Source organism: Clostridium sp. 1001271st1 H5 (assembly GCF_005845215.1).
Lineage (GTDB): Bacteria > Bacillota > Clostridia > Lachnospirales > Lachnospiraceae > Enterocloster.
The window spans coordinates 685,171-696,710 of the sequence record NZ_SPHO01000001.1 but is presented as its reverse complement, the minus strand read 5'-3'; the positions used below and the strand labels follow the sequence as shown (position 1 = coordinate 696,710).

General features: G+C 51.5%; 10 protein-coding genes and 1 pseudogene. 2 read left to right on the top strand and 9 right to left on the bottom strand.

The genetic code is table 11. The features are described from left to right. Positions 1 to 7: 7 nt before the first annotated feature. Together allD and allE are read right to left on the bottom strand one after the other, a co-directional pair. On the bottom strand, positions 8 to 1,060 hold the full coding sequence (gene allD, locus FGS84_RS03010) for an ureidoglycolate dehydrogenase (RefSeq protein WP_138306170.1): 1,053 nt from the start codon (positions 1,058 to 1,060) through the stop codon (positions 8 to 10). Between the two features lie 29 nt (positions 1,061 to 1,089). Continuing rightward, complete coding sequence (allE, locus tag FGS84_RS03005; protein ID WP_138306169.1) at positions 1,090 to 1,878, bottom strand: (S)-ureidoglycine aminohydrolase; 789 nt, start codon at positions 1,876 to 1,878, stop codon at positions 1,090 to 1,092. Between the two features lie 227 nt (positions 1,879 to 2,105). On the opposite strand from allE, the gene FGS84_RS03000 reads away from it, so the two are divergent. Continuing rightward, positions 2,106 to 2,975 carry an alpha/beta hydrolase gene (locus tag FGS84_RS03000; protein WP_138306168.1) on the top strand — a complete coding sequence of 290 codons (870 nt, stop codon included), beginning with the start codon at positions 2,106 to 2,108 and terminating at the stop codon, positions 2,973 to 2,975. On the opposite strand, the gene FGS84_RS02995 is transcribed toward FGS84_RS03000, so the two are convergent. The 4 genes from FGS84_RS02995 to allB (FGS84_RS02980) are packed head-to-tail and all read right to left on the bottom strand — an operon-like array spanning position 2,950 to position 8,543. After that, entirely contained in the window at positions 2,950 to 4,314 is a 1,365-nt protein-coding gene (locus tag FGS84_RS02995) for an NCS1 family transporter (RefSeq protein WP_207739818.1), read from the bottom strand. The genes FGS84_RS03000 and FGS84_RS02995 overlap by 26 nt on opposite strands. Before the next feature lie 37 nt (positions 4,315 to 4,351). Further along, the gene (gene allB, locus FGS84_RS02990; protein WP_138306167.1) at positions 4,352 to 5,725 is read right to left on the bottom strand and encodes an allantoinase AllB; all 1,374 of its coding nucleotides are present in this window, start codon (positions 5,723 to 5,725) and stop codon (positions 4,352 to 4,354) included. A gap of 16 nt (positions 5,726 to 5,741) precedes the next feature. Continuing rightward, positions 5,742 to 7,103 (bottom strand): NCS1 family transporter, encoded by a 1,362-nt coding sequence (locus FGS84_RS02985; RefSeq protein ID WP_138306166.1) that lies wholly within the window; start codon positions 7,101 to 7,103, stop codon positions 5,742 to 5,744. A 30-nt stretch (positions 7,104 to 7,133) separates the two neighbouring features. Beyond that, the gene (gene allB, locus FGS84_RS02980) at positions 7,134 to 8,543 is read right to left on the bottom strand and encodes an allantoinase AllB (protein ID WP_138306165.1); all 1,410 of its coding nucleotides are present in this window, start codon (positions 8,541 to 8,543) and stop codon (positions 7,134 to 7,136) included. A gap of 311 nt (positions 8,544 to 8,854) precedes the next feature. Between allB (FGS84_RS02980) and FGS84_RS02975 the strand changes: the two genes are divergently transcribed. Continuing rightward, a complete protein-coding gene (locus FGS84_RS02975) occupies positions 8,855 to 9,736 on the top strand; it encodes a DUF2877 domain-containing protein (RefSeq protein WP_138306164.1) in 882 nt (293 codons plus the stop codon). Positions 9,737 to 9,759: 23 nt separating this feature from the next. On the opposite strand, the gene FGS84_RS02970 is transcribed toward FGS84_RS02975, so the two are convergent. The 3 genes and pseudogenes from FGS84_RS02970 to FGS84_RS02960 form a co-directional block, all read right to left on the bottom strand. Continuing rightward, positions 9,760 to 10,350 carry an ATP-dependent Clp protease proteolytic subunit gene (locus FGS84_RS02970; RefSeq protein WP_138306163.1) on the bottom strand — a complete coding sequence of 197 codons (591 nt, stop codon included), beginning with the start codon at positions 10,348 to 10,350 and terminating at the stop codon, positions 9,760 to 9,762. Continuing rightward, positions 10,347 to 10,769, bottom strand: a complete 423-nt coding sequence (locus FGS84_RS02965; RefSeq protein WP_138306162.1) for an AraC family transcriptional regulator — start codon at positions 10,767 to 10,769, stop codon at positions 10,347 to 10,349. The genes FGS84_RS02970 and FGS84_RS02965 overlap by 4 nt, the downstream gene beginning before the upstream one ends. 155 nt (positions 10,770 to 10,924) lie before the next feature. Further along, positions 10,925 to 11,395, bottom strand: a pseudogene (locus FGS84_RS02960) (lysine--tRNA ligase); the annotation flags it as partial. Positions 11,396 to 11,540 lie beyond the last annotated feature (145 nt).

Sequence of the window (11,540 nt, the reverse complement as noted above, 5' to 3'; positions counted from 1 at the left end):
CTTCTCCTTATTCGGCAAACCTGTTTTTGTGGTCGTACTTGTCAAAGTGTATATCATCGCTCTTCAGATACTCATAAATCTCATCCACAATCTCCACGCCGCCTGTGGCATAGGCTTTATCCCGCCTCATGACAGCGCGTTCTCCCGGATAGTAGACCTTTCCAAAGCCCTGGGCGGCCGGCATTTCTCCCAGCTCGTCAAGGGACTGGGACATGGACGCTTTAAACGCATCCAGGCCCACAAACCTGGACGGGTCCATGACAATGAACATCTGTCCCAGTTCCCTGCCCTTGGACAGGTCATGGTACATGGAGCTTACGTGCTTGCCGAAGGGAACCCCCAGGAGCACGCCGCAGAAGATGTCTACCATCATCATAAGCCCGTATCCCTTGGCGCCCTCAATGGGAACCAGGGCATTCACAAGGTTGGGGTCCGTAACCGGCCGGCCTTTCTCATCCACTGCCCAGGTATCCGGAATGGCTTCATGCCGGGAACGTTTATCCAGTATCTTGCCCCATGCCTGGACCGTGGTTGCCATATCAAAGACAACGGTCCTGTCGTCCGCCGTTGGAGCTGCAAAGGAGATTGGATTGGTTCCGTAATAAGGCTCTGTCCCTCCGTAGGGCACCGCCATTGGGTCTGACTGGCAGAATGCAATGGCCACCATGTTTTTCCTGGCTGCCATCTCCGTATAGTAGCCAATGGAACCGCTGTGGGATATATTGCGGATGCCCACCACGGCAACCCCTGCCTTTCCGGCCATCTCTATGGCTTTTTCCATGGCCAGGACCGATGCCACATACCCGCAGCCATTGTCCCCTTCAAAGACAGCGGAGCACGGCCCGGTCTCCTTCCATTCAAATTTGGGCTCAACCGTAATTCCGCCCTTGGCTATCCTCTCAGCGTAATACTCCACCCGCACGGCGCCGTGGGAGTGATAGCCTCTTTCATCAGACCAGGTAAGAATCTCTGCCGTCTTATCCGCATGGTCTTCCTTAAGCCCTGCCTGCATCAGTTTATTTTTCATTAACCCCTTTAATTCATCATGGGAAAGCTTCATATCTACACCCCGTTTATTTTCATTTTTCTTTACAGCTGTACGTCTCTGTTGCAATCCTTGGAGTAAATGTACGCAAAATCCTCTTCGCGTCCCACTGCGTAGCATGCCTGGGGGCAGTATGCATCCAGGAACATGTAATCTCCTGCTTTTACCGGCACCCAGTCGCTGTCGGCCCTGTACATGCCCTTGCCTGACAGGAAATACATTCCGTGCTCCTGAATATGAGTCTCGATATAGCCGTGGGATGCGCCCAGCTTGAATTTCAGGATGTGCATGTTCATGTCAAACCCGAAGTTGCCTGCTGCGGGAAGGAAATCCTTGATGTGGCAGTTCTCCATGCCCTCATACTCCACCCATGGAAGGTCATTGGCATTTCCCACCACGGTAAATGCACTGTACCCTTCGATTCTCTCGTATCTGCGCTTGTATACATACAGCTTTGCTTCCTTGCCGCTCTTGTTTTCAAAGGAAACCTTGTTGCTCTCCGGTGAGTAGATGTAACCGCCCTGGGTGAGGACTGCTTCCTTGTCTTCGTTCTTCACAGTCACTTCGCCGGACAGCACATAGAGGAATGTCTCCAGACCCTCGCCGCCGATTCCTGTGTTTTTTCCATTTTCCTTTACCGTAACCAGGTAATCCGCAAAGGTGGCTCCCATGGCCGGGGAGCCCAGAATGGTGACATCGCAGTTCTCATAACCGGGAATGCTGTTCTTAACCAGCCCGTCCGGCTCCAGCAGCACATAATTTTCCTTCTTGATTACGGAACGTGTTGTCAATAATTCCTCGCGGTATCCTATCTGTTCATTTAAATAACTCATTTCTACTTCCTCTCTTTCATTCTTTTTGGGCCGTTTCGGTCAGCTTTTTTATAATTACATTATTGCAAAACAGCCTCTTTATTTCAATTATCTAATTAGGCAAATCTTCCTATGATTTTTATCCATTTTATACCCTATTGCTAAATTTTTAACGCCCCTCTTTTTTGAGGTTCCGTGCTATAATATCTTTAGTTAAATTCAACTGTTGCCGAAAGGAGAAAACCATTATGCCGGAAAAGAAAGAGATAAGCCTGGACCATCCTTCTTATCCAAAGTATGCAACTATATATTCGGAAAGGGGCACGGAGGCAAAGGCCTCTGTCCTTTATTTCCACGGAGGCGGTCTGCTGTACGGACACCGGGAGGATTTGCCGGACCTCCACATCCGGACCCTGACCCATGCAGGATATATCATTATTTCCTACGATTATCCCCTTGCCCCCGCCGCAAAGCTGGATACCATAATAGGTGATGTATGTTCCTCCATCACCCATTACATCAATAATCCCGAACTGTACTGCGGCCAAAAGCTGCCCTTCTTCCTGTGGGGCCGTTCCGCCGGGGCATATCTCTGCCTTCTGGCCGCTGCCCGGGGAAACCTTCCCCAGGCTCCTGCGGGAATCCTCTCCTATTACGGATACGGATTCCTGTGTGATAACTGGTTTCAGACGCCCAGCGAATATTACAGGTCCCTTCCGGCTGTGGATGCCTCCTGCCTGGAACAGACAGGAGGCGTCCCTCACACCGCCGGAGCCCTGGACACCCACTACAGCATCTATGTATATGCAAGACAGGCAGGCGCCTGGCGTTCCCTTCTGTATGAAGGCCGGGAAAAATATTTCTATCTGGACTACACCCTGCGCGCCTGCACTGCACTGCCCTGTCCTCTTTTCTGCGCCCACAGTACGGGGGACACCGATGTGCCTTATGCAGAATTCCTGGAACTGTCAAACCGTTTCCATCCGCGGCAGTTCATTGCCTCCTGCGGCAGCCACGACTTTGACCGGGATGAGGGCAGCCCCTTTACGAAGCAGCTGCTGGATGAGACTCTGGCATTCCTGCATTCGAACATCAGCTCTCCCGGCTCTGGAAAATAGTCCCTGTACAAAAGGGCTTTGCGCTCTTCATGGTCTTCATCAGGAAGTAATATACCAGTCCTGTGGGAAGGAGACTCACATACCAGGACAGCTGGACTATGACCAGAGAGCAGAGGGAGCCGATGATGATGGCAATGATGGCCGCCCAGTTGACTCCCTTAAACACGCCCTGTTTGTCATACATTTGATTGATGTCCAGCTTCTTCCTCCGGAGAATATAGTAATCCACCGCCATCACTGCAAAGATGGGCCCCAGGAACGCGGAGTAAAACTGGGTAAACAGGCTCAAACCTGCGGCGGAATCATCGGTTACCAGCTTCCACGGCATACAGCAGGCAGAAAGTATTCCCACCAGTACAGTGGCGTGGGACCATTTCATGTGGAATGACTCCATCAGCACATAGGATGGGGGAACAATGTTGTTCAGCACGTTGGTGGTAACCTGGGCAAATGCGATAAACAGCAGTGTCACCACAGTGAGGAACTTGCTTCCCATGGTTGTTGAGAACACCACAACCGGGTCGCTGTTGCCGGTTGCCGCTGTCACAAGAAGGCCGATAAGTCCCATGAACAGCGTTACAGGCAGAATGGCTATGGTGTAGATGCTTCCGGTAAAGGCGGGCCCCACTTTTTCCTGCAAGTTGCGGGAATAATCGGATGCATTGATAATCATGGTGGAATAGATTCCCAGGAAGGAGGTGGTGGCTGCCCAGAAAGGCATGCCCCAGGTCCCCTTGATTCCGGAAAATACATCGTCAATCTCAGTTGCAAACTGTGTCCTGACCACATACAGCATGTAGGCCAGAATAGCAATGATAAAAACACAGGAAATATTTTCCAGCCACTTGATGCCTTCAAATCCCTTGATGGCCAGGGCAACCTGCAGCATGGTGAACAGGGCATAGACCAGGGGAAGGTTGCTGAATCCGAACAGGATGCTCAGACAGCTGTTGATGGCTCCTGCTCCCACCCAGCTCTGGAACCCGAACCAGATAATGGCGGGAATGCCTCTCAGCAGTCCGGGCACCTTGACCCCGGTGGTGCCAAAACTGCTTCTGAGCTGTATGGTATAGGGAATGCCGTATTTATGTCCGCAGTTGCCGATAACCACCAGCGCAACCGCAATGACCAGACATCCGATAACCATGGCCAGAATGGCCTGACCCACTGTCAGTGCTCCAATCAGGCCGGCGCCCATGGAAAAGGTGCCGATGGACACGCACCCTCCCATAAAGCTGGCCGCATAGGAAACAGGCCCCATAATACGTTTTTTCGCAGGCTGAAGGTCCGGGTCCACATTCTTAACCAGTTCCGGATTCAGATTCATATTTTCTACCATATTGCTTATACCTCCTCCTTTTCCACATAACAGGAACTCACTGAAGTCTCCTGACCAGGGTTCCCACGCCTTTTTCTGCTGTAATCCTTCCGTCCTCAGCCACAAGATTGCCGCGGATAATGGTGCATACAGGCAGCCCCTTTCCCTTCATCCCCACAAACGCGGAAATCCTGTTTACGTAGAGAAGGGAATCACTTGTAATCTCCCACTCTTTTTCCGGGTCCAGAATCACCAGGTCCGCATCAAATCCAGGGCGTATATCCCCCTTTCTGCCGTATATGCCAAATGCTTTGGCCGGGTTCAGGGCCATGGCCCTTGCAAGCACAGCCGGACTCAGTCCCCGCTTTGCGCAGCCCTCGCTGAAGGCAACCTGGAATCCGCTCTGGATACCGCTGATGCCTCCCCAGACATCAAATACATTCTCAATCTTATTGCCCAGAATCTCCTTGAATTTTTCATCATAGGAGCAGGGCGAGTGGTCGCTGGCTATGCCGCTGAAGGTTCCGTCCTCCACATAGGCCCACAGGCGGTCCACGTCCTCCCTGGAGCGCAGGGGAGGCGCGCATTTAAACAGGGGACCCTTTTCCAGCACATCCCGGTCCGTAAGGCTCAGATAATGGGAGCATGTCTCCGCCGTCACATCATAGCCCTCTTGCTGGGCCTCCTTTATCTTCTGCGCCACATCAGGGCTGCTCACATGGCAGATATGTAATTTGCATCCGGTTGCTTTGGCCAGCTCAATCATATCCACGGTTGCAACCATCTCCGCAATCACAGGCCTGGAATCCAGAAATCCCTGCCAGTCCATGCGCCCTTCCCGTTTCATCCTGGCTTCCTGCCATTTAATCATGGAAAAATCTTCGCAGTGAAAGCCGGCGCGGCCTCCGAATTGTTTGATTCGCTCCATGGCTTCATAGGCCTGCCCGTAGCTTAAGGAGCTGTAATCCGGCGACACAGGCCCTATGAATGACTTAAAGGCAACGCAGCCCTTCTCATGGAGTCCTTCCAGTTCGTCAAAATTATCCGGCACCAGACCGCCCCAGAAGCAGTAGTCCGCATATGCATTGCAGTCCACCTTTTCCACCTTCCGGTCAAAAATCTCCGCATTTGTCATGGCCGGCTCGTTCTGCAGAGGCATGTCGATAACCGTGGTGTAACCGCCCACCGCAGCAGCGGCAGTGCCGTGTTCGTAATCCTCCCTCCACTCATAGCCCGGGTCGTTGAGATGGGCGTGGGTGTCAATGGCTCCCGGAAATACATAGTTTCCTTTTGCGTCCACTACCCTTGCCGCCTCCGGCTCCTGGTCCGCAGCGAGTATGGCTGCAATCCTGCCGTCCTTTACACCGATATTCCCCTCCTCCACTGTCTCCGGGGTGACAATCCTTCCATTTTTCACTAACAAATCATACATAAGCTTTGCCTCCTGTTTACTTCTCCAAAGAAGTTCCTTTCCTGAAACGGCAGCAGGACGGCATGTGCTTCATGCATAGATAGTACACCAGTCCCGTGGGTATGGTTGCCGTGAAAAAGGAAACATCCACATTGATAAGTCCAATGACCGCGCCCACTGCTGTTGCTATGATGGCAGCCCAGTTAATGCCTGCATGTTCTCCATTGTCATCGTAGAGGTCATCCAGCGCCTCCCCTTCCATCCGGCCCCTGTGCAGGATATAATAATCCGTAATCAGCACAGCGAAAATCGGGCCGAAGAAAGCGGTATAAATTTTAACGAACAAATCCAGCCCTGCCGCGGAACTGTCATTGGTCAGAATCCAGGGACAGGTGCATACGGCCAGGATACCCACCAGGATAACGGCTGTCCTGTGCTTCATCTTAAACGCATCCATAAATGCATAGGCCGGCGGCACCACGTTGCTGGCCAGGTTGGTTGTCATCTGGGCAAACAGGATGAATCCAAGGGTTGCCACCAGCAGGACCTTATTGTGCACCATCTGGGAAAAGGCATTGATGGGATTGGCTATCCCTGTTGCGGTGGAAGCCATTGCGCCGATAAGCCCCAGAAGAACCGTGGTGGGAACCATGGCGATAAAGTAGGCAACGCCGCGTTTTCCCACGGAATAGCCGCCTTTCAGCTCCCTGGAATAGTCTCCCGCATTGAGCATGACCGTGGTGCTGTTGCCGAAGAATGCAATGATGGCAGCTACAAATGGCATTCCCCAGGACCCCTTTCTGCTGACCAGCTTATCGCCAATCACGCCGCCGTACTGGGTCACGCACACAAACAGCATGTAGAGCATGGCGCTGACAATAACCACGCCCCCGATATTCTCCACCCATTTAATTCCATGAAACCCCTTTACGGATAATATTATCTGTATCACCTGGAACAGCAGGAAGTACAGCACCACATTGTCATATCCGAATATAGCAATGGATATCTGGTTGATGGCGGAGCCGCCCAGCCAGGTCTGGAAGCCATACCACACAATAGCCGGAAGCCCACGAATCATCACAGGCACAATGTTTCCCTTTGTACCGTATGCGCTCTTAAGCTGGACCGCATAGGGCGCGCCTGATTTGTAGCTGAAACGGTCATTTGCACAGATGCCGATAACCAGTATGGTGGAACCAATCAGCACTGCCATAAATACCTGCATCAGGTTCAGCCCCTTGTCTAACTGGGCGGAACCCATGGTCAGCGTGCCGATGGAGATACATCCTCCCAGCCACAGCATCAGGTAGGACCCCCACCCCATGATGCGGTCCTTGTCCTGAATCGGCGCCAATGAATCTGATTGCTGTTTTACCTCATTCTTTACATCACTCATAATGTCACCCTTTACTTTCTTCTCCCTTTGTTAACAGCCCTGTACCGGAGTCACGTATTTTCCATAGCCCGAAGCGTCTTCCCTGAAGGTTCCCCCGGCCGCAACCGTCCGGCCGCGGATGATGGTGCACACAGGAGCGCCTTTCCCTTCCAGACCGTCGAAGCAGGACACATGCCCCTTGGTCAGCAGCTCTCTCTGATTGCATTTCCAGGCCTTCTCCGGGTCAACAATAACAATATCCCCGTCAAATCCCAGCTCAAAGGCCCCCTTACGGCCGTAAAGGCCGAATACCTTGGCCGGATTGTAATCCATCACCCTGGCAATCAGGGTGGGGCTTAAGCCCTTCCGGTTCACCACCATGTCAAACATCATGGGCAGGAAAAACTGAATGGAATTAAGGCCGCCCCATGCATGCCAGATATCCTTTGTGGCATTGTCCTTTTCCTCATCCGCAGCCGGCGAGTGGTCGCTGCCCACGCAGGACAGGGTGCCGTCCAGAACATAATCCCACAGCCGCTCCATGTCCTCCTTTCTGCGCATGGGCGGTGTGCACTTGGCCGGAGCGCCCTTCTCAAAGACAAAGTCCTCTGTAAACCCAAGATAGTGGGGACAGGTCTCAGCCGTAATGGGGAGCCCTTCATGGATGGCATCCTTAACCGCCTGCGCCACCATGGGATGGCTCACATGGCAGATATGCACCCTTCCCCCTGTGGCCCTGGCCATATCAATGACATTTTTGGTGGCAACATACTCGGTCCAGACATCATGGGCATCCAGGAAATCCCTGATTTTTTCTTCCCTTGTCCTTCCGGTTCTGGCCTTGGCCTCCTTTTCACGTTCCAGAACCTGGCCGAACTCCTCACAGTGGAAGCCGCACAGGGCTCCGTATGGTTTTAGGATTTCCAGCGCCTTTCTCACATTTCCCATGTTTACAGTGGGGAACAAATCGCCGTTGGGACAGGTAAATCCCTTAAATGCAGCCACGCCGCAGCGATGTAAATCCACCAGGTCGGCCATGTTGTTCTTCACCGAACCGGGCCGGCTGTCATAGTCACCCACAATACCTCCCCACAGGGCAAAATCCACATAGGAGTGCTTGCTGATGCGTCCCATCTTCAGGTCAAATATCTCCTTGTTCATCAAAGACGGTTCATTGTTCAGAGGCATGTCTATCAGGCAGGTGCAGCCCGCTGCTGCCGCCGCCCTGGAGCCGGTTTCAAAATCTTCCCTGTATTCAAATCCCGGTTCATTTAAATGGGCATGACAGTCAATGATTCCCGGGTATACGTAGCATCCCTTTGCATCAATCACTTCCTTTGCCTCCGTCTTTTCCCCCGGTGCAAGAAACGCGGAATAGACTCCGTCTTTCACTGCAATATCGGCTTCATAAATCCTGTCGGGGGTTACCAGCCTTCCGTTTGTTACCACTAAATCGTACATTTTACCCTCCTTACAAACTGTAAACCGTTGACCGTTTCAATACTTACGTTGTATTTTATTTGATACACAGTCATAAAACAATGACGAGAAAACGGGGAAAAATCCTATTTTTTTGTCTACCATGTATAAAAATTTCATATTTTGAAATTTGTTTTTGTGTTTTTTATAATAATCTGGTAAAATCTATTGTTGAGGCATTGTTACAAATGCATTAAACAACAAAAATAGCGTTTCCGCCATGGAGCGGAAACGCCATTATGTTAAAACCATTCTATTTTATTGTATATCTATTTAACACTGGGAGAAACCTGATGAGCCATGCAGTCACAGCCATTACCACATACGTGGAACAGCAATTGAGCCTGTATCCTTCCTGGACCGTCCACTCGGTCTACAAAAAAACAGTAAATATCCGGTCCGGAGAACAGCTTCTGGCTCTCCAGGCAGCCTCTTCGCCCATGTCCCCCATCAGCATGATAACGGACATGGATGCACAATGCTTTGAGGAGCTTCCTGTTCAGCCGGGGCAGCCGGTGTCCTTTACCGGCAGCCGGCTTCTCATATCCTCACCGGAACGCCCTGTAACCTTTCTGTACCGGCCCGGAAAAGTCCTCTGCACCCAATTAACCTCCCCTCCCGGGGAATTTCCCTGCAGAGAGCTTCTCACGCGGGTCCGCCAGGCCGTCGCCGGTTCACAGGCAGGCATATTCCGGCTGCTGTTCAGCGATGTCCGGGACGGCAGCGGGATAAAGGCAGGGGAAGAAGGCCGCCTCATTCTGACTGCGGCCCAAAACCATATCCGCCAATGCAGCATATGCCTGGAACAGGACATGTACCAGGCAGCGGCCCAAAACCTGGCAGGGCTTATAGGACTTGGAATAGGGCTTACGCCAAGCGGAGATGATTTTTTATGCGGAGTCCTGGCGGGACTCACCTATTGCGGAGAGGAAAACCATCCCTTTGCCCTGTGTCTTTGCCAAGAGATAGCAGCCCGCCGGTCTGACACCAATGATATCAGCCGCGCTTTTTTGGACTGCTCCGTACAGCGCCACTTCAGTCCGGCTGTCAGCAGCCTGATTGGCCTTCCTTCTTCCGAAACAATTCTGAACGTATTTTCGGGCATCGGGCATTCCTCCGGTATCGACACCTTATGCGGGATTGCATATGGGCTTTCCATGGGGAACTGCATATAGGCCGCGGCCGGCCTGTGCATGTATTACCGCCTTGTAAGGACAGAATCAATCAGGCCGTACTCCAACGCCTCACTGGCGCTCATGAAATTATCCCGTTCCGTATCCCTGGCGATTTCTTCCACGGAACGGCCTGTATTGGCCGCCAGGACCCGGTTCAGGCGCTGCCTGCTTTTCTGCATATAATCCGACATGATTTTGATGTCGCTGGCAGGGCCCTGGATTCCATTTCCATGGATGGCCGGCTGGTGTATCATGATTTCAGAATTAGGAAGGGCCATGCGCTTTCCATGGGTTCCGCCTGCCAGCAAAAAGGCCCCGAAGCTGGCTGCCAGCCCAAGGCAGATGGTTGACACATCGCATTTAATATACTGCATGGTGTCATAAACAGCCCAGCCCGCTGTCACGGAACCTCCCGGACTGTTGATATACAGCTGTATATCCTTGTCCGGGTCAGCGGATTCCAGAAACAGCATCTGGGCTATTATCAGGCTGGCCGACGTGTCATTCACATCCTCCCCCAGAAAAATAATCCGGTCCGACAGAAGCCTGGAATATATGTCATAGCTTCTCTCTCCTCTTCCCGTCTGTTCAATTACATAAGGTATGGTGCTCACGCCGCAATCCTCCCCGATAATTTTCCATACATTCCGGATACGGAAAAACAGGATATATTATGCATCTGTATCCGTTTCTTGGCAGGCACATGGATTCCCCGCTTTCTGTAGGTTCCCGGAGGACACCCATATACCTGCTTAAAAGCAAGGGAAAATGCCTGCTGGGACTGGTATCCCGCATCATAAGAAATCTGTGCGATGTCCATATCCGTATCCACCAGCTTCTCTGCCGCCAGGGTAAGCCTGCGCTCCTGCACATATTTATAAATCGTGCACCCGGTTTCTTCCATGAACATCCGGTTCAGATGGAACCTGGAATAACCTGCATGCTCTGCTATCTGCTCCAGGTTCAGTTCCTCCTTTAGATGTCCCTCAATATAATCAATAACCTTTCCCACTATATCCTTTTGTTGTTTCATTATGCCACCTCCTGGTCTGGTTCATTTTATTATAGCAGGAGAAATCCGGGTTGTCTTAATAAAAAGTGCGTTTATGCTGCCTTTTTTCCGCCAAAAAACCGGGGCAGGATTTTTAACTCCCGCCCCGGTCATTATCTGAAAACCATAGATTCAATTTAATACAGCTTTGCTCCCGCAGGAATCCTGTCATCCACCATCAGAAGATGCAGACGTTCCTGGCCCTCTTCATGATGAACCGCAGAAATCAGCATACCGCAGGAATCAATGCCCATCATTGGACGGGGAGGCAGGTTCGTAATAGCGATGGCTGTCTTTCCCACCAGTTCCTCGGGCTCATAATACTCATGGATTCCGCTTAAAATCACACGGTCCTCACCGCTTCCGTCGTCCAGCACAAACTTGAGAAGCTTCTTGCTCTTTGGCACTGCCGAGCACTCTTTTACCTTCACAGCCCTGTAGTCGGACTTTGCAAAGGTCTCAAAATCCACAAAATCCTTAAACAGTGGCTCTATCTCTACCTTTGAAAAATCAATATCCTTTACCGGCTCCACGGCCTGCGCAGCAGGTGCAGCCGCCTTTCCTTCCTTCTTGGAAGCATCGGAACCGCCCAGCGTCTTCATCGTTGGGAGCTTTTTCGCTCCTGCTGTAAAGAGCTGTAAGATGATTTACATTTCTTTAAATCATTACAATATTTTCTTTAGCAAGCTGTACTAAAATAACCAAATTCGCAGCCTTTTTTGGTCATATATTAGTCATATTAAATTTTTTTGG

Coding starts and splice junctions, on each gene's coding strand:
- allD (WP_138306170.1), bottom strand. CDS start 1,060: ATGAAGCTTTCCCATGATGAATTAAAGGGGTTAATGAAAAATAAACTG.
- allE (WP_138306169.1), bottom strand. CDS start 1,878: ATGAGTTATTTAAATGAACAGATAGGATACCGCGAGGAATTATTGACA.
- FGS84_RS03000 (WP_138306168.1), top strand. CDS start 2,106: ATGCCGGAAAAGAAAGAGATAAGCCTGGACCATCCTTCTTATCCAAAG.
- FGS84_RS02995 (WP_207739818.1), bottom strand. CDS start 4,314: ATGGTAGAAAATATGAATCTGAATCCGGAACTGGTTAAGAATGTGGAC.
- allB (WP_138306167.1), bottom strand. CDS start 5,725: ATGTATGATTTGTTAGTGAAAAATGGAAGGATTGTCACCCCGGAGACA.
- FGS84_RS02985 (WP_138306166.1), bottom strand. CDS start 7,103: ATGAGTGATGTAAAGAATGAGGTAAAACAGCAATCAGATTCATTGGCG.
- allB (WP_138306165.1), bottom strand. CDS start 8,543: ATGTACGATTTAGTGGTAACAAACGGAAGGCTGGTAACCCCCGACAGG.
- FGS84_RS02975 (WP_138306164.1), top strand. CDS start 8,855: ATGAGCCATGCAGTCACAGCCATTACCACATACGTGGAACAGCAATTG.
- FGS84_RS02965 (WP_138306162.1), bottom strand. CDS start 10,769: ATGAAACAACAAAAGGATATAGTGGGAAAGGTTATTGATTATATTGAG.